The organism is Microcoleus sp. PH2017_28_MFU_U_A, from assembly GCF_020738035.1.
Taxonomy (GTDB): domain Bacteria; phylum Cyanobacteriota; class Cyanobacteriia; order Cyanobacteriales; family Microcoleaceae; genus Microcoleus.
In genome coordinates this window covers 32,878-54,579 of record NZ_JAEQCX010000038.1, presented here as the reverse complement: position 1 = coordinate 54,579, position 21,702 = coordinate 32,878, and the positions used below count along the sequence as shown (strand labels likewise).

At 46.8% G+C, this 21,702-nt stretch carries 31 protein-coding genes; 17 read left to right on the top strand and 14 right to left on the bottom strand.

The genetic code is table 11. The annotated features are described in order from the left end of the window. Positions 1-3: 3 nt before the first annotated feature. The 6 genes from JGK14_RS08070 to JGK14_RS08045 all read right to left on the bottom strand — a co-directional run bounded on the left by JGK14_RS08070 (position 4) and on the right by JGK14_RS08045 (position 2,495). Entirely contained in the window at positions 4-180 is a 177-nt protein-coding gene (locus JGK14_RS08070) for a hypothetical protein (protein ID WP_293269411.1), read from the bottom strand. Position 181: 1 nt separating this feature from the next. Continuing rightward, positions 182-718, bottom strand: a complete 537-nt coding sequence (locus JGK14_RS08065) for a hypothetical protein (protein WP_293269418.1) — start codon at positions 716-718, stop codon at positions 182-184. Positions 719-1,210: 492 nt separating this feature from the next. Next, a complete protein-coding gene (locus tag JGK14_RS08060) occupies positions 1,211-1,561 on the bottom strand; it encodes a hypothetical protein (protein WP_293269420.1) in 351 nt (116 codons plus the stop codon). Between the two features lie 86 nt (positions 1,562-1,647). Next, the gene (locus JGK14_RS08055) at positions 1,648-1,959 is read right to left on the bottom strand and encodes a hypothetical protein (protein WP_293223633.1); all 312 of its coding nucleotides are present in this window, start codon (positions 1,957-1,959) and stop codon (positions 1,648-1,650) included. Further along, on the bottom strand, positions 1,929-2,327 hold the full coding sequence (locus JGK14_RS08050; RefSeq protein WP_293313523.1) for a hypothetical protein: 399 nt from the start codon (positions 2,325-2,327) through the stop codon (positions 1,929-1,931). Before JGK14_RS08050 ends, JGK14_RS08055 begins: the two co-directional genes overlap by 31 nt. A 15-nt stretch (positions 2,328-2,342) precedes the next feature. Further along, a complete protein-coding gene (locus JGK14_RS08045; RefSeq protein WP_293223627.1) occupies positions 2,343-2,495 on the bottom strand; it encodes a hypothetical protein in 153 nt (50 codons plus the stop codon). A 189-nt stretch (positions 2,496-2,684) separates the two neighbouring features. Between JGK14_RS08045 and JGK14_RS08040 the strand changes: the two genes are divergently transcribed. After that, positions 2,685-2,930 carry a hypothetical protein gene (locus JGK14_RS08040; protein ID WP_293223624.1) on the top strand — a complete coding sequence of 82 codons (246 nt, stop codon included), beginning with the start codon at positions 2,685-2,687 and terminating at the stop codon, positions 2,928-2,930. Positions 2,931-2,970: 40 nt separating this feature from the next. After that, positions 2,971-3,648, top strand: coding sequence for a hypothetical protein (locus JGK14_RS08035; protein WP_293223621.1), 678 nt, complete (start codon positions 2,971-2,973; stop codon positions 3,646-3,648). Between the two features lie 95 nt (positions 3,649-3,743). Here the strand turns inward: JGK14_RS08035 and JGK14_RS34015 are convergent, their stop codons facing one another. Next, a complete protein-coding gene (locus JGK14_RS34015; RefSeq protein WP_366516845.1) occupies positions 3,744-3,992 on the bottom strand; it encodes a helix-turn-helix transcriptional regulator in 249 nt (82 codons plus the stop codon). A gap of 579 nt (positions 3,993-4,571) precedes the next feature. Here JGK14_RS34015 and JGK14_RS08030 point away from each other — a divergent pair. From JGK14_RS08030 to JGK14_RS08000, 7 genes are all read left to right on the top strand, one after another. Next, entirely contained in the window at positions 4,572-4,772 is a 201-nt protein-coding gene (locus JGK14_RS08030) for a hypothetical protein (protein WP_293179456.1), read from the top strand. A 66-nt stretch (positions 4,773-4,838) separates the two neighbouring features. Further along, complete coding sequence (locus JGK14_RS08025; protein ID WP_325314936.1) at positions 4,839-5,156, top strand: hypothetical protein; 318 nt, start codon at positions 4,839-4,841, stop codon at positions 5,154-5,156. After that, positions 5,153-5,368: a hypothetical protein gene (locus JGK14_RS08020; protein ID WP_293179450.1), complete on the top strand. Its 216-nt coding sequence runs from the start codon at positions 5,153-5,155 to the stop codon at positions 5,366-5,368. The genes JGK14_RS08025 and JGK14_RS08020 overlap by 4 nt, the downstream gene beginning before the upstream one ends. A gap of 66 nt (positions 5,369-5,434) precedes the next feature. After that, positions 5,435-5,692 carry a hypothetical protein gene (locus JGK14_RS08015; protein ID WP_325314935.1) on the top strand — a complete coding sequence of 86 codons (258 nt, stop codon included), beginning with the start codon at positions 5,435-5,437 and terminating at the stop codon, positions 5,690-5,692. Between the two features lie 404 nt (positions 5,693-6,096). Beyond that, the gene (locus JGK14_RS08010; protein ID WP_325314934.1) at positions 6,097-7,872 is read left to right on the top strand and encodes a hypothetical protein; all 1,776 of its coding nucleotides are present in this window, start codon (positions 6,097-6,099) and stop codon (positions 7,870-7,872) included. A 31-nt stretch (positions 7,873-7,903) separates the two neighbouring features. Continuing rightward, a complete protein-coding gene (locus tag JGK14_RS08005) occupies positions 7,904-9,010 on the top strand; it encodes a hypothetical protein (RefSeq protein ID WP_325314933.1) in 1,107 nt (368 codons plus the stop codon). 5 nt (positions 9,011-9,015) lie between these two features. Further along, complete coding sequence (locus tag JGK14_RS08000; protein ID WP_325314932.1) at positions 9,016-10,638, top strand: bifunctional DNA primase/polymerase; 1,623 nt, start codon at positions 9,016-9,018, stop codon at positions 10,636-10,638. Positions 10,639-10,696: 58 nt separating this feature from the next. Here JGK14_RS08000 and JGK14_RS07995 read toward each other — a convergent pair whose 3' ends face one another. From JGK14_RS07995 to JGK14_RS07965, 7 genes are all read right to left on the bottom strand, one after another. Next, entirely contained in the window at positions 10,697-13,045 is a 2,349-nt protein-coding gene (locus JGK14_RS07995; RefSeq protein ID WP_325314931.1) for a hypothetical protein, read from the bottom strand. After that, positions 13,046-13,585 (bottom strand): hypothetical protein, encoded by a 540-nt coding sequence (locus JGK14_RS07990; protein WP_325314930.1) that lies wholly within the window; start codon positions 13,583-13,585, stop codon positions 13,046-13,048. It abuts the gene before it with no gap. Between the two features lie 77 nt (positions 13,586-13,662). Continuing rightward, positions 13,663-14,277, bottom strand: coding sequence for a hypothetical protein (locus tag JGK14_RS07985; RefSeq protein ID WP_293179429.1), 615 nt, complete (start codon positions 14,275-14,277; stop codon positions 13,663-13,665). A gap of 448 nt (positions 14,278-14,725) precedes the next feature. After that, complete coding sequence (locus JGK14_RS07980) at positions 14,726-15,289, bottom strand: hypothetical protein (protein ID WP_293179426.1); 564 nt, start codon at positions 15,287-15,289, stop codon at positions 14,726-14,728. Next, on the bottom strand, positions 15,290-15,976 hold the full coding sequence (locus JGK14_RS07975; RefSeq protein WP_293179423.1) for a hypothetical protein: 687 nt from the start codon (positions 15,974-15,976) through the stop codon (positions 15,290-15,292). A gap of 25 nt (positions 15,977-16,001) precedes the next feature. After that, positions 16,002-16,352: a hypothetical protein gene (locus JGK14_RS07970; RefSeq protein WP_293179420.1), complete on the bottom strand. Its 351-nt coding sequence runs from the start codon at positions 16,350-16,352 to the stop codon at positions 16,002-16,004. Position 16,353: 1 nt separating this feature from the next. Further along, a complete protein-coding gene (locus tag JGK14_RS07965) occupies positions 16,354-16,695 on the bottom strand; it encodes a hypothetical protein (protein ID WP_293179417.1) in 342 nt (113 codons plus the stop codon). A 1,291-nt stretch (positions 16,696-17,986) separates the two neighbouring features. On the opposite strand from JGK14_RS07965, the gene JGK14_RS07960 reads away from it, so the two are divergent. The 8 genes from JGK14_RS07960 to JGK14_RS07925 all read left to right on the top strand — a co-directional run bounded on the left by JGK14_RS07960 (position 17,987) and on the right by JGK14_RS07925 (position 21,672). Further along, positions 17,987-18,322: a hypothetical protein gene (locus JGK14_RS07960; protein WP_293324458.1), complete on the top strand. Its 336-nt coding sequence runs from the start codon at positions 17,987-17,989 to the stop codon at positions 18,320-18,322. 2 nt (positions 18,323-18,324) lie between these two features. Further along, entirely contained in the window at positions 18,325-19,245 is a 921-nt protein-coding gene (locus tag JGK14_RS07955) for a hypothetical protein (protein WP_293324454.1), read from the top strand. Positions 19,246-19,567: 322 nt separating this feature from the next. Continuing rightward, complete coding sequence (locus JGK14_RS07950; RefSeq protein ID WP_293218724.1) at positions 19,568-19,825, top strand: hypothetical protein; 258 nt, start codon at positions 19,568-19,570, stop codon at positions 19,823-19,825. Further along, positions 19,822-20,235 (top strand): hypothetical protein, encoded by a 414-nt coding sequence (locus JGK14_RS07945; RefSeq protein WP_293324450.1) that lies wholly within the window; start codon positions 19,822-19,824, stop codon positions 20,233-20,235. Before JGK14_RS07950 ends, JGK14_RS07945 begins: the two co-directional genes overlap by 4 nt. Then, positions 20,236-20,667: a hypothetical protein gene (locus JGK14_RS07940; protein WP_293179401.1), complete on the top strand. Its 432-nt coding sequence runs from the start codon at positions 20,236-20,238 to the stop codon at positions 20,665-20,667. It abuts the gene before it with no gap. A gap of 74 nt (positions 20,668-20,741) precedes the next feature. Beyond that, entirely contained in the window at positions 20,742-20,951 is a 210-nt protein-coding gene (locus JGK14_RS07935) for a hypothetical protein (RefSeq protein ID WP_293213943.1), read from the top strand. Positions 20,952-21,020: 69 nt separating this feature from the next. Beyond that, on the top strand, positions 21,021-21,386 hold the full coding sequence (locus JGK14_RS07930) for a hypothetical protein (protein WP_293324447.1): 366 nt from the start codon (positions 21,021-21,023) through the stop codon (positions 21,384-21,386). Next, positions 21,370-21,672: a hypothetical protein gene (locus JGK14_RS07925; RefSeq protein WP_293179392.1), complete on the top strand. Its 303-nt coding sequence runs from the start codon at positions 21,370-21,372 to the stop codon at positions 21,670-21,672. Before JGK14_RS07930 ends, JGK14_RS07925 begins: the two co-directional genes overlap by 17 nt. Positions 21,673-21,702 lie beyond the last annotated feature (30 nt).

The window sequence follows — 21,702 nt, the reverse complement described above, 5'->3', positions numbered from 1 at the left end:
TATTCAACCTCTTAAACTTTGTACTTGACCTATAACCTCCACACCCTTAGCGTCAGTAATCCCCTCATCTCTCAATTGCAATACTGCTACTTGCAGAGCCTCCTGAGATTTGCTGGCAACAACATTGAGATGCCTTGGTGTATTACTTTCGCGCTGTACCCGAACCTTGTAAAAAGCCATCTTAAGAATCCTGTAAATCCGAAAGGGCTGCTTTAACTTCCTCAGTAAATCCCAGCTTTACTTCTGCTGCTGCCTGCTTGCCAAGCGCCCGCCCCAACTCGCGGTAGTTGTTCAACAAACCAGATTTAAAAGAAGCAATTTGAGTCAAATTACTATCAGCAACAGTTGCCGCAGTTTGGGCAATGGCATTGTGTTGGTCAACGAACACAATCGCCGTTGATGCTGTGGGAGATGGTACTACGGGTGCTTGCTCTACCAACTGGCGCAATTGAGTAAACTTGCCGGCATTGAGCAGTTTAGTTGCATCAAGAGCAAGCTGCGAGTATTCGGTTGCCCGGGCAGCACCACGGCGTAAAGTAGCAAGATTCAATCCGTAGACATCCTGAAGTTTGCAAATCGACTTCTGCAAGTCAGCTTTGCTCAACCGGAGGAGGAACATCATATACTGCGCCGAGTACCATTGTTCAATCGATTCAGGGAGAGAGGAATCGATTAATTCGCTGTCTACGTCAATCACGGCTTGGTCTTCAGGTTCCATTTTTCGCCTTTTTGCCTTTGAGTTTAAATCGATTTGAATCGATTGAATCGATTTGAATCGATTCGTATAGACAAAAAATAACCCGCCTTTGAGGGGCGGGTATACTATGCAGAGCATAATTTTACGCGGTGCATAAAACTTTGTGCAGTAATCCAAACAGAAGAGTTATTTGAGGCTTGGGTTCGCGATATCCAGGGGCTCCGGGTTCTCTCAGATAACAATAAAGGGTTTGTAAAGGAATGCCAGTTTCTCTGCTAATTTTGTAAACCGACCAGCCAGTTAATTTACGAAATTCTTGCGGCGAAAGTGATATTTCTGATATGATTTTCATACTATCCTCTGCTTGAAACTATTGGGATGGTCGCGCCCCTGGCTGTTGATGCAGCGCAGGGGCATTTTAATTTAATTAGTTCACTCAAAAGTAGAGCTTCAACTCATCGGCGAGACAAAAGCTGTCTTGGCTCACAACCCTTCTCTTTTGGCGGCTAAAATCTAGTAACATTCAACGATCGCTACCTGTAAGATAGCCAATAGCTTCAGCCCCTCATTTCTCCCGACTCCAGCAGAGGTAAAGATGCCACAGGGCATATCTAGATCGCCGTTTACCACATTCCGCAAGTTATCGCGAAATGCGCCTCCTACACGCAGGCTATAAGCGATCGCTTCCACTAAGACTAATCGCTCCTCCTGAGTGGCGTCGCCAAAATCAGAGCCGTAAACATCACTCAAGACCTTAAAGACTGGGGGCGAAGTAATATCGCCGACGCGCTCATAATCAATGCGGGTATCTTCGGTAATCATGCAAACTCCTAAAAAATAAGCGATCGCACTTGAAGCAAACACGATCGCAAGAGACAGATAGGGAGAATAAACCCGTCTCTCTGGGTTGTCACACCACTTTTATTTATCTGGCAGGTGTCGCCAGTTCGTTAAAAGGGAATTGGGTCACAAGCCTCAGAGTCAGGATCAGAATTCGTATCTTTCTCTGAGGCTGAAGGTTTTGGGTTTGTCGTTTCTCGCACCTCACGCTTCACTTCGTCGTCGAATCGAACCACCAAGATAGCTGTCAACCTGATAGCGGCTTCGGCGAGCCTAGGGTATTCTTCGAGTTCGTATTTGCCGGAGGCAATCATTGCCGCCAACAATTGCGTTGCGACAAATTCACCGTGGGGTTGTGAGTAATTGGGGTCGTCAAAATAGTCACGGATTTTTAGTTTTTGTTCGGTAGTGAATTCTTCCATTTAGATCGAAACTCCCAAATACTATGCTTGTGGTCGTACTTAAATCCACAAGCTTTGATTTCGGCAAATAACTGATAAATCCTGATTTGACTCTTTGTAGGGTACAAATCTAACGCACCTAAAATCTTGACTCTGAGTGCTGGAGTAACTCTCCTGCCGATCGTGATTACATTAGGTGGCAATGGGAGGTTATTGGTAGGCGATGCCAGACCTTCCCGATCGGGGTCATCATCCACGAAGGGCTTCGATCGATAATCAGCAGAACAAATCAACCGCAGGTATCGCTTGGCGGCGAGCTCGCCGGAACCCAGATCGAGGTATTCGCTGTCGTCGTCGAAGAAGCGGGGGTGGTTGGGTAGGTCTGCCATGGCATCACTATGGCATCACTTCAGCAACCACTTACGATCGCTACCACTCCACCGATAACCGAGAGTCTTGAGATTGGCATAAAGGATTGATGGATCCCGATCCAAGCCCTTGCATCCTGGGAGGAGAGCAAGAGCCTGCTCGTATTTTTTGAGCTTGATTTTAGGCATAGGGTATGATTGTCAGTAGCTGGAAAAGGAAGGGCGATCGCCGGATCTACCCAGAGCGATCGCCCGTGTGCTTGGTTAGAGCGTTAATCTTGCGGTGTCACCCGCAAGTCTGGAGAGGCGTGTAGCGAGCCTCAGTATCTAATTGTCAATAAGCTTGGTTATCAAAAATGTCCCATTTTTGGGACATTTTTGTATGAATCATTCTTTTCAGACAAGGCTAAAAAACTGGAGCAAGAGCTTGAAAAACAGAGCTTTTGCTATTTCAGCATCGAGGAAATGCCTGATTATTTTCGCCACGGCCGCAGTAAAAATCATTGCCGCCACCGAGAGAGCGAAACCTTGATTGAGAAAGGTTCACGAAAAATGTCCCACTTTTGGGACATTTTTCGTAAACCTGCGTTATTTGCGTGGTTGCGCGGTTCCGCTGGTGGCTGAAATCGCTATAAAATCCAGAAACTAATACCTGGGTTTTAATATGAACTTCAAGAGACGAATCGAATGGCGCAAATGGCTAGGGGTGGCGGGATGGGTAGCGTTGGGCTACTTCATCGGGCGGCCGGAACAGCTCAGCCGGATGGCGCGGAATCTAGAGAATCACTTGGCGGGAAGTCGGACGCAGTATCTTGTACCAACTACCACAGGGACAGCGCCTCGACTGGTTCAGATATACCAGCAACCCCGGCAGTCCTTCAGTTCCACTTCCGAGCCTGGGCAGCAGGGATGGAACGATTTTTATGACCAAGACGGTCATTTTTCGATAATGGTGCCACCATACAAGGTCAAACAAGTAACAGATTCCAACGGCACAATGTACTCCATTGAGCAAGAAGGCGAGTCTTATACTTTTGGGTACACAGCAGTTGATGGGTCTCAATTTATTGCCCAAGACCGCAAGCTGACTCTCATGACGGAAGTCATCAACAAAAGATGGAATTCAGGTACTGCTTTTGGCGAGCAATTTTCGATCGTCGCGCAAAGACACTTTGGTCTAAATGGAAACCCAGGAATAGAAGTTCACTTGCAGCATAGGTCTAAACCACTCAAGATGACATTCCGAAAGATGATTGTCAGAAATCGCCTGTACATAATGGGTGTTGCCAGTCCTCACTCTCAAAACACGCAGACATTCCTAAACTCGTTTCGCCCGCACTAGGCACAACACTAAACAAGTGAAGTGAATAGCCGAGTCGGTAATATCAGCCTCCCCAGACACTAACTGGGGAGGCTTAACTATTTAGTTTTCAAGGTTCATACGAACGCCGGAGAAGCAAGCTTTTCGGACTTAGACAGACTTCCATGACCTAAGTAGTCAGGGAGTTGATCTAACGTTTTCCCGGTCAGCTTACATAAGCGTTTGACTTGCCAGAGTGTGAGCGCTATTTCGCTCAGACCACGCTCACATCGGCTAACAGTGGACGTGTCTATGCCTAGCGCAACAGCGAATTGAGCCTGAGTCATATCAAGTTCTTCTCTTATTGCTTTCAACGGCACAGACATTAGCTCCTGTTGTGATTGACTTTTTCGTTTCTTTAGCATAGCATAATAACTAGGCAAATTCACTAGGAGTAATTCCTAATTTCTTTGCCTAGTTGGTAGAACAACAAAGTAGGTGGGCCCGTGACGACAATCCTGGCCTGCCTACCTTAAATATAAGAGTTTCCGGCAGTCAGGCAGCCTCACAACTAGCCCCGTAAGTCTTGAACAGCATGGGCGGTAAGAAGCGGTTGGCTCCGGCAACTCACAGCATAACCAAGTCAAAGATAGCCTCTCACCTACGTCTTTCCACGTAGGCAAACCCTGCCTTTTAGAGGGTAATTCCGTGAAAATGCGGATTTTATTGATCGGGTCACGTGCCATTGCGGTATCAGTAGCCCTAATTTTCAGTGGGCGATTAGCGACGAACACCCCCGACACACCGCCACCACCGGGAAGCGGTCGCAGGGATTCCACAAAAGCAGAGGTGATGCCTATGACCTAATACCTGGACTGCCTATAAACTTCCTTCCTATCATTCGCCGGCGATCGCGCGGCAGGACGTGCGATCGCCTTTCCTTCCCCATTATTCAGGAACAAATAATGACCACACCCACATTCGAGACAGTCAAGACAACTCTCCACATCAAGCTCCAAATGAGAGACTTATCAATAAAACGTGTAACTATAGCCGTCCGCAGACCTCCGCGAATCATCCAGTGGAAAGACCATTACTTCTATCAAATTTGCGATACCTACTACGAAGAAGTAAGCGGGGAAGATTTAGACAATATCAAAGTCTAGCAACCGACAAAGTTAGCGATCGTGCGGCAGGACGTGCGATTGCCTTTTTTATCAACGAGCTAACCCATGCAAACAGCAACAAACACGACTAACTGGAATTGGTACGGAATGTGGTTTTGGCTTGACAGAGACGATTTCCGTACTGAGGCTTGGGAGGCTTTTGACATCTGGAAGCAAGCCTACACAAAAGATCACCCCGACCTGGCAGATCTTTCCGACTTGGACTTGGTAGAAAGCTACATGAACGCCATGAAACCAGTATTCGACTCATGGCTTTTCAAGGCGTGGGGCCTTTTTTACCTTCCAAGCAAAACGTTTCGGGCGATCGCCTGGAGACTCAAAGTACACCTGGTTTTACACATCCCCACTATCGAAAACCCATGAACACAGGACGAAGCATCGCCAACCACATAGCAATCAACGAAATCAGAAGAAAGGACATCTTAGAAATCCTCAAAGACGGCCCTAAAACAGCCTACAAAATCTCTCTCAAGATGCCCGGATTCTACTCCACAGGAACAACCATGTGCCGCCTACGCGAGTTACAGGCAGCAGGAAAAGTAACAAATTTCGGAGACGTATGGGAAATCAAATGAGTCAAGTCAACCCACTAGACACTTTCAAAAGCACCTACGACATAGACGACGAATTGTCAAGATCTTGTGCGAGATAGAACCACTCTCGGCTTACTTTTTCTCACGCTAGAAAAGCTCGCCTGGAACGAAAGAATGGCAGTGGGCTTAGCCGCCTATCACCGCATCGACCAAACCTCCGCGCAATTGATAGAAATCAAGCCGCGTCACGGCGAATTTGCGACACCTGTCGCGGAAGCAATGGAATTATTGAAAGCCCTTTCCCCGTCGGCACTGGCCGAATTAGCCGGGGATATTCTGCAAGATGACTTTGAACTTGAAGCGTAGTGCCAAACAGCATGGCGTGCGATCGCGCTCTAGTCGGTGCGATCGCCTTTCCTAATTACTAATAACCAACAACCCATAACCAATGGAACAACTAGAAGAAGATATCTACTATTTGTACAAAATCAAGATCGACTAACAGCAACAGAGGACGATCCGATTCACAAGAGGAAGTATGACGACTGGAACAGTATTTGCCGTCGGCGAATCAGTATCAATGCTGGTCAATAAAACAAAAAAGATAGGATTTATAGAGGAAATTTGTGGGGATTTCCTATTTGTCAGATGGGTTATATCAGGGACAAGAAAAATACGTTCATGGGGCTGGATATCAAGTCGCTGGGCATTAAAGAGGCATCCTTTAATCGTCCAGACAGATGAATTATCGATAAAATGGAGGCTTTAACATGACAATTACAACTGTCGATCGACCAGCACGCATCACCGAAATGGGGAGAGCAGAGGCAGATTCAATCACGCAGGATATCAAGGGTAACTTTGACAGCCTGGGTTCAATGCTCATAGAAGCAAGAGATCGAAAAGCCTACAAAGCCCTCGGGTACAGAACCTTTGAAAGCTACTGCAAAACTGAATTTGGCAAGTCAAGTTCCAGTGCTTACAGATTGATTGAGGACGCGAAAGTAGTAGCACGATTAGAGGCTGAAATTGCCAAACAATACGACGAACCGATCACCTTAAATATCCCCAGCGCTTGCCTTCGCCCCCTAAAAGAAATTCCAGATATCGGCAATAAACTTAAAGCGATCGAATATGCAAAAAATTTAGCGGCAGCGGAAGGTAAAAAGGCTACTAAAAAACATTTAGAAATAGCAGTATTTGAGATATCCGGTAAGCGCAGTCAGGATTACAAAGCCGCAATTCAAAGCTTAGGCTTTACGAAGGGCGTGCCAGTCGAGATAGTCGAGACAAAAGACGTAAAAAGCGACAGAGGATTAGTCAAAAAAGTAGACAAATTAGGCAAGATTCACGTCGCACTTTACAGCGGAGGAGTCTACCCAAAACCACTTGGCGCCAGTGACCTGAGAATACTAACGAAAGCGGAAAAGCCTACCACTCCACTGAACGAAATCACTGCCAGCAAGGGCGATAGAGTGTTGATTTTTGCCAAGGGGCTAGAAGGCAAAAAAGGAATTATTCACAAATGGAAAGATGAATGCCAAGCACTTGTCACAGTGGACGGGGAAGATGAGCTATTTACTATCGCCTATGCAGAGATGGAGCTGGTTCCGGGTGAGCAAAAAGATACTAACTGGGATTCGGAATTAGTTTGGAATACCGGGAAAAACACATATTATTATTTCCCACAGGAAGACACGATATATAGCGACAAGTGGCCGCAGGGTTTAGCCCTGAAACCTCACTTCCATGAGAAAAGCCCCATTGAATTTATCAAAAACTGGGAAGATAAATTCGCAGGCGACCTACTCGAAGCTCTTGGAACTCCAGCAAGATTGAAGACACTAGCACTCGCGCAGGCGATCGAACTCCCAGAGGATGAAGGTAAGGAATTCGCTGCTGATTTGATAGCCAGTCTGAATCAATTATTTCCCCAAGCGTCCAAGCCCAAGGCCATGGGAATAAGCTTTGCCTTGACAATAAACGAGTTGACTTCCGGCAAGAAAACGCAAACTCGGCGCGCGTGGCAAGATGATTATGCAAAAAACTTCATTAGATATTTCGACAAAAATATTGCCATCCCAGCACTAAATAAGGGCCGCCAACGTGGGGGGTACGAACTGGGATTTATTAAGCTTACTCAGCGCCCATACCAACAGTATCTGTCAGAAATGACGGCAACTGACTTGAAAGAAGAAGGTGGCATGGTTGCGACAGCACAAGAATTTATTGACACATATTTCGAGGGGCAGGACAAGTTAGTCTGGGTGCTGCACTTCGAGTTTCTGTCCACACCTGCCGGCGGTAACACATCTTTATTAACAGAGGAAAACCAGCGGCTGCGGGAACAATTGGCAGAGGCAGAATTAACAATTCAGACAATGGTGAGTGCAGCTTCCTCACCCTCGCTCTTGGAGTCCGCAGCACACACCGACTTCTTACCAGACAATACGGTCAAAGCATTGGGTGTAAACATTGTAGACGCGACTGTAGACACCGCAGAAGCCTCGGATGTGGAGATTGTAGACAGTAGACACAGCACTTGACGCGACTGTAGACACCGCAGAAGCCTCGGATGTGGAGATTGTAGACACAGCACTTGACGCGACTGTAGACACCGCAGAAGCCAATGAAATGCCGCCAGCCAGGGGAGCTAATTGGTTCAGCGAGACACTTAAAAAGAGTATGGCTGAAGCCATGAGAAAATTCACCCTTGGCGACCGAATCAAGTACGACTTGAACAATCCCGACTGGGGTAAAACACTGGATTACCTCATCACATACGGAGAAATTGTCTCGGAGATTTACTCAGGGAAATATGAACCTTTTGCCATAGTCAAAGTACGATTCGACGATGGGAGAGAATCCGAAGTGCAAGTAAGGCATTTAGAAAAATTAATGCCACTGAAAGTAGAGATCGCAGGCGGTGCAGCCACCGAAGAAAAACCGGAATTAATTGCAGAAAATGCAGTCCCTGCGGTCGCACCCCTAGAGCCTGAAAAATCGGCGACATTCTCAGAAAACCAAAGAGAAACTGACTATGACGACTGGTCGAAACATAACGCCAGCGAAGCGATACTAGGCATGGCTGTAGACACCGCCTTTCCTGAAGGCTGGAACCAATGGGAAAAAGATAACTTTTCTTGGCTTTTAAATGGAGTGCAAAATTGCTTCTATAGCAATCAATACAGGGAGATAGAAGTATTTCTACCTGAACAAAAGAAGGTTCGGCTCAAAGGAATGAGATTAGGGGAAGAATACCTTGATATGTGGGCTGTGGGGCCACCAACATTAGACGAGGATGGCAACCAAGCCAGCGTAGAAACTTTTGATAAAACTTTTCCAGACGCGATTCTCACTCAGATCCAGGAGACAAAAGAGAAGCTATTGCAAAACATAGAGCAGTGCAAAAAGGCAAAAAAAAGTACCAAGAAACCAAAAGAATTAAAAGCCATAGAATTGTCAGAGATAAAAGCACAGCAACACATTGAAATTTTAGATAAATTTCTATTTTTCAGAATTGGACAGAAAGTCATTGAGACAAACCGAATCGAATATCTTCCAGGGTTTGTAAGAGGAGTCGCCCTATCGACAGGTGGCATACCCATCATATTTGTGCGGTGGGAAGGACAAACTACCTCCACCTCCCAAATAGTGAATATGCTGGCAATAGAGGAAGACTAACAGCGATGCAAACTCTCCCCGCCCTGTTAGAAATTCCCGAGAATTGGTCTCTCGTGCCTGTACGGGGGAAAAAACCTTACCAGAAAGGATGGAATTCTAAGCAGTACGATCGCCTAGAAATTCTCACCGAACTGCAAACCGGCAAAGCTACAGGACTCGGGTTGAAACTGGGAAACGGACTTCTAGCAGTAGACATTGATGGCGAATCAGCCGCCAAATTCTTGGCCAAATTAGTCGGCGAAAACAGTACCGCAATTTTTGCTACAACAACTGCCTGGACAAGCGGCCGATCTGGCAGAAAACAGTGCTTATTTTCAGTACCAGAGTCGGAGTGGCATCGCCTTCGCACCCGCAGAATCGGCACGGGAATATCAGGCGACGACGGCAAAGAGGAATGCTTAGAATTTCGCTGGATCGACGCACAGAGCATTTTGCCGCCCAGCATCCACCCCAACACGGGCAAACCCTACACCTGGATCAATGACCCACTGCAAAATCCGCCCTTACCGGCACCAGAATGGCTAATTGAACTCTGCGAAAACTGGCATAGCGAGTATGTCAGCGCTGAGGAGCTAGATTTGGTGCGCTTCCCGGCACGATTATTCCCGCATTTTGGCCGCAAACTAAGCGTTTGGCTGCTCGCGCGTCGCTTCGACATTTCGCGCTGGAACAACAGTGGCAGGTCTAAGGGTTCGGGAATTGGAAAATTCACACTGACAGCGGCAAGCAAAATATTGAATCGCAGCGAAGGTCACATCAGAAAGTTGCTGTGTGCCGCCAAAAAGTCAGGCTTGATTCGCGACTACTCACAGGCGAAGAATTGGATTACAGTTTACTACACAAGTTTGGAAAAGGTGATAGCCCTCACGGGTATTGAGAAGCTCGGCCCGATCGCCGCCATAAATATTGATGATTTGGCTAACATCCACATACTCGCTACAGAAGTGGAAGCCCAGAATTTGCAACGAGCATCTCTCCACCGTCAGCGGCAGGAAGAGATCGAGCAAATAAAAGCTCAGGGTTTAGATCCTGGGCAAATTCCGAGTCAAATCCTGAAACCGATCGACCTGCACACCTGCGATTATCCGGCGCGGGTACTGGGAAAGGGCGATCGGTTCATTTATTGCAATTCGGATTTTCGATTCTATGGTGGGAGTCAGGAGGCGATCGCTAATTTTCGAGGAATTAGTCAATCGACTGTTAGTCGCCACCTTTCAAATAGTTACCGATTGGTAGCAGCACCGGTGCGAGGATATCGCCAGGAATTACCACCAATCGTGAAAAAGCAACTGGTAGAGAAGCTGCCACATCTCAAAAAGATGCCGTCGGCGTTGTGCATGGAAGATGGCTTATTTTCCATGCATGGCGACTGGTGGAAACCTCATTGCAATGTTTATCTATTGGATCATCGCCTGGTATCGGCCAGACGGCGGCGAGCCCAAATTCAAGGGCAAATAGATAAGGGTGACTTATTGTTTGAAAAAATTTCGCAGGACTTTTTAGAGGATAAGTTTCCTTTATGTATTTGTCTAAGAGCTAAGAAACAGCAAAGTTTATCCGGAGAAGAGCAAAGTCGGCTGCGCGAAAAAACTCAACAAAAAAACCGGAACAAGGAAAAGCAAAAATGATCATGGCTCAACAGTAAGCAAAAAACGTCCCATTTTTGGGACACTTTCCCTTGTCCAATTAGCACCCCTCGATCGGCGGAACGAAGCATTTTACTGTCTCAGCAACCCCATTCGTGCCGAGCTGTGCGATCGCAGCGCGAACACAGCGCACCGATCGAACTGCCGGATTTAGTTTGACCGCGCCGCCTTTTGTTATCCGCAGCTTACCTTCGGAAACAGACAAACCATCTATCAAATCTAGAATCCTTTCCGCCTCTTCCTCTGTCTCGGCACGCACACCAGATTTGATTTTGGAAGAGCCCCAAAGTAGTCGGCCGTAGACATTCCCCTTTGTGTAAATCAAGTTGTCGAAATCGCGGCACCATTCCAAATCCTCGCGGGGATTCGGGATTTGAGTGTGCCACAAACTGCCGGTTTGCTTGGGATAATTTTGCCCCCAAGTGAGCACCAATTGCCTCGGTACGTCAAACTCTGCGAATTCATCCCCGGGCTGGACTGGGTAGCAAGTCGGAGGCTCGCAGGCTTTGGCGTAAGACAATTTTTGCAGCTCGGTAAACGCTGAAATTTGGCTCGACAAGCCGGCAATCCCATCGCCGTTATAAAGCAAAACCTGTGTACCGCCATTGCAATCCACAAAATCAATTTCGCCAGCAATGTCAATATCGTCGCCGCAAACCTCCGCCAGTATTTTTTTATTTAGCGCCGTCAACTCTTCAACTTGGTCGCTCAATCCAAGCAAGCCAGCGCCGGAATAATCATAATTAAAAACAGTGCTACCACAGGCGTAAGTTCCGCCACCAAAAATATCAGGAAACGACGCCGAATATTCTATATCGCAAATTTTCTTGAGTGCCATCTTATTGACACCTAGAATCACATCTAACTGTTTGTGCAGCCCTACCAAACCCGGGCCAGAATAACTGTAAGGAATCGTCACGCCGTCGCATTCGATGGAACCCGAGTTTTTGAATTCTGGGAACCTGTCATCATCTTCTTTTTTCTTCTTCTTCAACTTGTCGGCAATATCTTTGCAGCATTTTTCTAATTCTTTCTTAGTCTCCTCCGCCGTTTTCTGAAGCTTCTTCAACTTAGTTTCAATGTCCGGATTAGGTAAGTCTGTCGCCACAGTCAAAGTCTGCGGAACTTCCACTTGCATCGCTAAGCCTTGGGGAACTTCTACTTGCATCGCCAAGCCTTGGGGAACTTCTACTTGCATCGCCAAGCCTTGAGGAACCTCCATTTGCATCGCCAGCCCCTGCGGAACTTCCATTTGCATCGCCAGCCCCTGCGGAACCTCCACTTGCATTGCTAAGCCCTGCGGAATTTCTACCTGCATTTTTAGGTTTAACCCCTTAATAGTGTCTGTCAGATTTTCAAAAAGCGATTCTAGAATCAGAAGACCTAAAAGCAGGGGAGCTATTGTCTCAATCATAGCATCAGCATTCAACTGAGGAATTTTGATTACTCCTTCTAACGTGGTAGTAATCAAGCCGACAATAGGATTAAGCAGTTCGGTGATTCCAGACAAAATAGTTTTAGGTAGTTCCTTTACCTGTTCTGATATTGGATTAATCATTTGCTGGATTTGTTCCAACAATGGGCTAAAATCTGGATTTTTTAATTCTTGGATATCTAAATCTAATCCCTTCAGAAAGTCAACAATTGGAGTCAATAAATTAATCCCACCTTTCTCGACCTGATCGAGAGATGTAGGTGTAGACAGTCCTTGCCTAGAAGAGTCGATCGCACCTAAGTTTATCCGGCCTCCTGCTTTGCCACCGGGAATACTCAGCGCTCCTGCGGGTGTTGTATCGAGGCCCTTGATGGGAGACATTTTCGGCGATCGCGACCCAATCGTAGGCTCATCAAACTCAGGGGCGATCGGCGCGAAAGGATCTGCCCTTCCAATAGTTTGAGGCTGGGTTTGAGTTCGATTCGCTTGTCTGGGGTCGCTGATCGGCGATCGCGTTTGAGGCTGAGTTTGAGTTCGATTTGCTTGCCTGGGGTCGCCGATCGGTGCGCGCGTGGCAACTTTAGGTTTCTGATCTCCCTTCAAAGCTTGGTCTACTTGAACCGCCGCGACGCCTTTTAAGGCAGCGATGCCGAGCACCTGTCCAATTTTTCCACTACCAAGTCCAGCGGACACTTTGGCCGTCATGCCTGTTACAGCCGCACTTTTCAAGCCAAGCGGTACAGCACCGGTGACAACAGATACTTTGGCAGCGGCCGCCCCCGTGGCGACAACTTTCGCTACAGGGACGATCGGTGCCGCCGTCAGCGGGAGCACCCCAAGGCCGACTTTCGCTCCCACACCGGCGGCAGTCGCCACCTTAGTTGCAGTAGCCGCCTTAGCAGCACCGACACCGAGCTTAATTGCTAGCGGAATGAAAGCGAGTGGTGCTGGCATTTATACTCCATTAATTCCATTCCAAAGGTTTTTCTCAACCCGTTTAACTTCGTCAATTACGGGCTGCAAATCGAGATCCATATCAATATCTTGAAGCATTTTATTAATATGTTGCAATTGCTCGACAGCTCGGCTATCAATGTGCCCTTTAATAGCGTCAAGCAGTCTTTGCTTTTCTGCCATGTGTTCGGCAATTATCGAAGCAATAGTGTTACAGTCGCATCCGCACATTTTTCTAGGAGGGGGGGGAGGGGGTGAAGCAGTACCGCGGAGAATAAGAGAAGGAGGGGGGGTAGGAGCGGAAGGGGAAAAACAGCGAATTCTAGTATCAGGGTCGATCGTGAAATAATCGTCGGTAGAGCTTGCCCAATCTTGGTAGGCCCGCTGACATTCACCCAAGCTCGTGTAGCTATCGCCCTCATAGACTCGTTCTATGTAGCCAGACTCCCATCCCCATTCTATTTTGCCAGTGGGGAAATCAAACACAGTTCCATCAGGACGAAACCTAACTTCGTCGACGGGACGACCGTAGTAACACATAGGCTCTACCCTGCCTTGGACGCCGTCATAAGGATCGTTATAATGCCAGTTTACACAAAATCCGTTAGGGCAGGGATTTACCATAAAGCCATAACCGAATCAACGTCGGAGCCGTCGAAATATTTAGGTGGCAAAGTCGAAGGGGGAACGGAAGAGATCTGGGGAAAACACAGCAATCTAGTATTTGTATCTACAATGAAATAATCTTCAGGCATTCCAGTGCTGTTCCAGTAGAAAGATCCGTACCACGAATTTAAGGTGTCGTGTCTGACTCCATCATTCCAAGTGTCAGATACCCAGCCAGAAGAGTTCCAGCAAATACGCTGAGTAGACCATTGCCCCTCCCAGAGATTGTACAAAGTAACGCAAAAATCTCCACAAGATCTAAACTCCATTGCCCTATCAATTTGAGTTGCAGTTAGGCTTCCTAGTGGCAGGGAAGGAAAAGAAGTCAGACTAGAAGGAGAAGGAGAAGGAGAAGGAGAGGGATTAAGCAAAGGGGTGAGATCGGCAATATTTCCGCCCCATCCCTGACGAATCATTCCCTCGAAATCCTTACTAATATTATTGATTCTATTTATCAGGTCAAGGCCGACTTGACTAGACCGCTGCACACTCCCTTCGTTAGGGTCTATCAATACCTGAGTAATGCCCAGTTCCCTACCTGACTGGATATTGTTGAGTCTACTCATTAAATCAAGATCGACCTGTGTAGACCGCCGAATACTATCCCCCCCAGTTGGGGGCGCATAAACCCCAAGATTTCTATTTCCCTGCCTCCTCATACTCTCTCCGCTGAACTTACCCTCAACTGCGCCGTACCAGCCGAGCAAATAGCAGAAATTGCATTTGCAGCCTGACCAGAATCAACAATCAGTAAATTCTTAAAAAGTAAAGGATGCGAAGAATCAAGCAATGTCGCACCAGTTCCATATCTGATCCAAACCTCAGCCGAAGGGACTGTCAAAGACAAGCAATAAATCTTAATTATCCTTCTGTTAGGATTTGCAGTCAAAAGAGTTGTTGAGGATGTCGAAACAGTAACTGTCGTAGGAAAATCATCCGTCAAGCGTTCTATTGGACGCTCGCCAACAGAAACAGACGGGACACCAACACCTCGGTTAAGATTATTACAACAATTCATACAACATAGTTATAAACAATATTGTTGTGGTCTTGCAAAAAACTCGACTTCTCTACGACGTATCCGGTAATCGATACCCAGTCATTCTGCTGTCCGCCGGTATTATTTTGGAGCAATCCATGCCCTCGATCGACTACCATTGCATGGATTCTCCAACCGAACCTAATACCGTAGAATTCTAAATCAGTGAAAAATTCGTTAATCCCAGTAAGAAAAATTGGCTTCACATTGTAGAGGTCAATCATTCCCACTTCAAAGTTTTGACCGCTTGGATTTTGTAAGGAAACAAGCAGCCCTTTTTTGGGATTTGCACGAAACATCTGATTCTTTTGCTCTTTCTGTGCCAGCGTATCGGTAGCAAGGATCATCGGCGCAAAAGTTGGAGGTACTGAATCGAGATAGCAGGCTACTCGAATCACCGCCATATGCCCTTGGTAATTGATGTTTGTTCCGAGTACAGATGCGTTGCTTGGGGTATATAAAATCGCTTCCTGATTGCTAGTTGCCGGAGTGATTCTGGCTGCAATTTGAGAAAGGCGATCGGGCATATCGATCGCCATTTAATTCCTCCTAGCTCCGCTAGTAAATACCGGCCCAGTCCCGCCAGTAAGTGCCCGTTCAGGAGCCTTGGAAACAAGTGCCGAAGTCATCCCACCGCCACTGCCACTATTAAACTTTGCCTGAGGCGTCCCGCCACCAAAAGATGCGGAAACTTGTCCTGCAAGTTGCTGGCCACTTTTCAGGGCTTGTCCTGCAAGTTGTTGACCGGACTGAATTGCCTGGCTTCCAATTTTCGTCGCACCTCCAGCTAACTGAGCGGCGCCGCCACCTAGCAAGTTACTGACAGCTTTCCCGGGGTCTTTGCCAAATTGAGAACCTAGATTCTGAACAGCTTGTCCATACTGATCTACTCCTTTTTCAAGCTGTCCCACGAGCTTTTCTTCTAGAGGGCGAACTGCGGACTCAATAGCCGATCGAGTAAATTCCTGTAATCGAGCAACCTGCAATTTTTTAGCCTCAGCAAGAGAAGAACCTGGAGTCCACATCTCATGAGTTCCCGGAGCTTGTTCATCGGGGACATAATTCGGAGGATATGGTTTTCCTGTTTTTGGATCTGTAATAATCGGAGGTCCTGCGGTAACTGTGCCGATAACCTGATATGACTGCAATTGAGGTCCACCAATTGCCGTGTAGCCACCGCTAGCAGAGTCAAATTGACCGTAAACTGGTTGAGAGCCTGCTGCCATAATTTTCACCTGTCATTCACTTAAACTAAATAGAGTTCGGATTCGGCATTGCCACGCCTCGCGGCACTAAAATCCGAACTTGAAAAACGTACTGCTCGAAAGGCTTCGCGACGCCATCTGAGACAACTTCCACCAGCGAAACCTCTGGTCCAAATATTGACAGTTGAGAATCCTGGCTAGTATCTTGCTCTTCCCATGAGCGCAACAAGATGGCTGTAACCAAACTCTCGCCGGTGTTAATCAAGAGAGGTGCTAGGGCGGTAAAAGCTGGCGGAGTCCGCAAGCTTCGCAAGTCAGCCTTGGTGAAGGTTACAGTCGTCGCTGTTTGAGTCGCCGTAGCGCCGAAGAATGAAGTAAGAGGTTTATCGATCGCCATACTAAATTAAATTGGGATTAGGGAATGTGGAAACAGTATCATCCTGGAATACCTCAATCTCACTAACATACCTTCGCTGCCATTTGTTGAATCGAAATTCTAGGGTTTGTTCAAATGGCTTAATAACAAATTGAGAATCCGTACTTTGGTCTTGATTTCGCAGCCACCGCAGAATCAACGTGAGAGCTAATTGTTCACTGCGGTTGCTTACAGTAGGAGTAAAATCATAGCTAGGGGTCAGCCCGACTGGTGCAACTAAATCATTTTTTAGGATAATGACTTGGGTGGCGGTTTGGGTTGCGCCGGCGCCGAAAAAGTTTGTGAATAAAGGTTCAGAAGGCATGATTATTCATACCAAATAATAACTCTTACTGGTATCTTCAGGATCGACGCAGAATCAGTCGTTGTGCGAACAAGAATAAAATTATTCGATACTGACAGGAAGTAACTATGCCCTGGCAAACCAATGCCTCCAGGAAAAACACGGAGAGGCCCCGTAGTAGCGACTGCACTTACAGCCCTGATTCTCGAATAATCGAAGCCAGCGCCAAAAATCGGACTGAGATCGACACCCGTCTGACCCGACGCCGTAGCAGGAATAGTTGTATTTACAACTTTAAATTGAAGACCTGCTACACCACTATTTAAGTTAGTAATTGTCCCCATTAAACAGTGGCCTCGCTCATCATCACACTTGCCGTCCCAGACGCCGTAACCAAGCTCACAGCCCCCGTATAGCGAAAAGCACTTGGCTCACTATCATAGTGATACCCGGCAGGCACTGGCTGTTCGTGAAGGAGGGGAGTTACGGTCGATCCTTCGCGCATGAAGACCGTGGCGGGGCCTGCGTTATAAAAGGAGAAATTAGCTCTGCTAGCGTTAGCGGCAAGCGCAACCGATGCCGTTGTAGTCACACTGACAGTAACGGGGGTTTTTGCATTTCGAGACAGCGGTGGCTGTTGTTGAGACTGTGTGGGGTTAAGGTTGTAAAGTGCTCCCATTATTTCTTATTCCTCCGGTAGTTGGTCAACGATAAAAAGCTTTTTTTTGAAACTTACGGCGCACAACTCTTTTTTCTTGAGCAATCGCAAAACCTGAGGCTTGCTCAAAAAATACTTGGCGCAATAATTCCGAAGCGAAATACAAGAGGGCGGATTTGCTTGCGCCCCGGCACCCGCATAAAAAGTGCTGGGATAAGTTCGAGCGCGCCTTTTGTTTTCTTTTTGCATCTATACACGATAAAAAAAATACCTGCCGATCAACCGACAGGTAACATAAATTGATATTTATAAAAATATTTATGTATTTAAATATTTATTTAAAGCGTCTGCCACGACTTCCCACATCTTCTTTTTTTCGTTCAGAGCTCGCTGTTTGAGCTTGAGCAGAAGGTCGCTCGTTATCTTTACCGTCATCAAGGTTGACTGCATAAGGGCTGCCTACAATAAATAAATATTTAAATAATTATGGCATGTTGTCCTATTACATATCAACGTCTGAAGCTAGCATCGCGAACTGTTCGTCGAGTGTTTTTACCTTTAAACCCGACGAGTCGTTTTTGCTTCAGAAAACGGACATAAACGGCGCTTTTCGCTAGGCTTAAAGAGTCAACAGATCACTTCGACTTTCGATTTATGCAAATTGCACCGAACGAGATTTTCGCTGGATATACATTCAACACGGCCGCTGGCGAAATCCGTATTCCTCTCACATCTCTCCCCGGCCTCTCAGAGGCTGAGGCAAATGCCACTACAGGTAACGGGATGGAGGTGATTCGGCAAATTGTCGATCGCACTCACTCAGCATTAACGGCTCTAGCACCAACAGCGCGGCCTACCAAAGCGACGGTTACAAAGCCTAATCCGTCGATCGCTTCCGGGCTTAATGTAGCCCCTGGCACGTTAAGGCAGTCGTACAATCTGGCCTTCGATCTGATGCCAGTTGCACTTGAATTAGCAAGTGAGGTCTAACGATGGCAAGGCCTGAAGGCATTACCTTCCGGGGAAACAATTATCTTCCTGACTGGGGTACGGCGACTCAAACTTTTAATTACAAATACACGTTCAAGATACCGGACGGCACCAGTGATGCAATGATTAATGCGATCATTGCCGCCGTCGGCGGAACCGTGATCAATACCAGGGGGGTGCCCTGCGAAGACGAAGAGGGATACTCGTGGAGCCCGAGAAAACTTAAGTTTTGGTTTGAAGCGGGGAAAACAGTGAGTATCCCTGTTCCCAGCAAAACTAACTTAGTAGCAGCGTCGGCTACTATTGCAGGCCAATTAAATCAAATTGCTCGGGTTATTTGCGTATCACTTGAAGGTGAGACTTGGCGGAATATCATCGATTTACTAGATCCCACATCAAGCGTGTTGCCTCCTGTGCCACTACCCATAACGGACACCGACGCAGGCGAGAAGGAAACGTCGTATGTGGGTAGCATGAACTACGAAACAGACGGCTCGTTTGAAATGGCTTCAAAAGCCTTCAAGATGGCTACCAACTTGGCAGGAAATATCCCTTATGCCCAGTACGCAACAGCAATCAACAACTGCTTAACTGCAAGTGGTGGTCCAATCAACACGTCAAGTGCCAGATGCCCTGGATTCAGACAAGTGACCTTCGAGCACAGGCGATTCAGGGTAGTGATGCTACAGAACCGCAGAGTTGTCGAGAAAGCTGATGGGGCTACCCCAGGTGCGGCTTCAGAGATCAAGGCCGCAAAATCTGAAATGCTCGTTCCCATGAGCAGTCGCGATCCTGAATTGATTAGGGCTTGTGGATTAGCGCTGCGAGCCGTGCCGCACACAATGTGCCTGGGATACAGAGGGGAGTGGGACCAGCGATTTTCCTCTAAAAATCCCACTGCTCTCCCTACTGCTACTCCGTAATGCTGTACCGGGCAAATTACGTCACGGACACGGGCAAAACTTATTTTTTCGCATCGTTATCGGTGCTCGCGAAAGAGTCTTTTTTGCCCGAAATATTCAAAAGCAACTCTTCACAAAGCGCAGGATTTTGCGCTTTGCCACGAACAGTTCGACCAAGGGAAGCGCTACTCTGGGATGCTTCGGGGGAGGGACACAAAATCCAATATCCATTTCAACCCGGAACCCCGGAATGGCTTGATTTCTGGAATGAGATAAACCAAAATCCAGAAATTGTCACCAATAAAAATATTGGAGAACGCATTCAATTAAACTTGAGGGACTCATGAGATTTATCATACTCAAAACCGAATGCAATTCGGATGGTATCATTTCCTTTTTCGGGGCGAATCAATCCGTCCGGCGCGCGTCGGGCAATTCTATTAACTGGATAGATTTGCGTGAAGCTAAAACTAACACTATTGAGCCGGATTTGTGCGATTTGCTGTCGTTTGACGATGCCGAATCCGCCGTCGATTTCTTGGATGATACTGAGATGTCCGGCGTGGAAAACGTCTGTATCGTAGGTGTTGAGTCTGAGTGAGTAGCGCCAGCAAAATTAACACGCGCAGAACGGTCAGGGGTAGAGATTTAAAAATTAGATACACTCAGGACAAGTTAGAGGACGCTTTAATCAACCAAAGGCAATATTACGATGAGAATGGCGACGAATTAACTCCCGTAACACCGTCACTCTTAGCCCGTCAAGTGGCAACCAACAACCCAACGATTGACCGTCTTGGCAATGCGGAACCGCGTCATATCTCCGCGTGTTTCGGCTCACCTGACAACAAGACTGGCGAGAGTAACTTTAAGATCGTCGTCCCTTACGCGCCAGGGGACAACAATCAAATCGAACAAATAAAAGAGGTGTACGATTATACTTCTACTAGCACATTCTTATCACCAAAATCCCCTTTGAGCTTGACCTATCACGGCGAAAACTATGGCTAAATGCCTGCACTTACTGTTATTATAGACACGCAAATCATCACCGCTACTCCGGTTTACACGGACTGGTTTCCGCCGAACACATTGTTCTTGGTTTTCCAGTCCGATGACACGGGTGAATATGTGGAAACAGGGGAATTCGTCGAGGTAGCGGTAGCTTTATTTTCTCGAATACAAGAAGCACCATTGATTGAAAGACTGTGTGCTTTTCAGGGCTCTATAAACACAATCGACTTCATTCGGATTCCAAGTTTTCGATATCGGAACGACCTGTTTTCGATGCGCCTATTGATAAACCCTTCGACAGGATTCCACTGTCGAATCATCGCTGTAAGTGACGATAGCAGCCCAGGCTTTGATGATATTATTGGGCAGTTAGAAGACATCACCGAACAACTTGAAAACCTAGTGGACAATCCACAACAAATACCTTAAAATAAACGAAGCTAGTCAACGTCAAAGATACGTTTGATAGCCAGTCAAGCAAACAATCAAACCCAGTTAAACCAATGGAACCAAGATTCGCACGGGTAATTTTAGCCGCAATTTCTGCCAACTTCAATTACACGAAACAAGTGGACGAAAGAACCGGGGGTTCTGGGCAAAACGAAGCCTCGCTTAACGAAGCCATCATGGCTTTAGAAAACCTAGTCAATCAGGTCGGCGAGCAGATTGACGCTCCAGTACAAACAGGACAGACCGAACAACCAGTCGCGTAGCACTTCCCAATTCAAGAATGGCGAAATCCGTATTTCGCCATCATTGAATCAATATGGTCAGCAAGAAAAATGAAACCAATTGTAGTTGCAGAAACAGAGAAAGGGCGGGTAAAACTAACATACCCACACCTCCCAGACTTCGAGCTAAAGATGGACTTCAATCCAATAATTGACAAGTTCCACCTCGCAGGCAGTTTTTGCTTGGTGCACTGGCAAGCCAAGCCGTTTGGATTAAGAAGATGGGGGGTATATGACGGCGGGAAAGACAAATACTACCCATTTACATGGAATGGAGCTCTTTGCTCAACACCTCCGAGATTTCTTCAGATAGATGAAGAACTGGTGAAGTCAGTACCTACAGCGGCCCTACTCTTCATTAACACAACAGTGGTTGCAAAAGAATATCTAACCCTTCAAAATGCAGAAGCTCGTTGACCTAATCAAGGCAGATATTGCTACCACCGTAATTGCTTCCCTTGGGCTAATCGTCGCTTTTCTTGGGTTGTCGATAAGTTTCTGGCAAGCCAGAAAACAGCAAAGAAAAGAACACTTAGAAGAAATTCGATTAAGGGAAATAGAGATAAAGGAAGCAGTCAAGCAACGGGAACACATGGCGCAGCAAATGAAATTGCAAGCTCAACAGGTGAAATTCCAAGGGGAACAAATAGCTCAAATTCTCGATTGGGTCTCCAAAATTACATTCCAGAACAGGAAAGACTAATGGACAAAATCTCACTACGTATTGCATTGT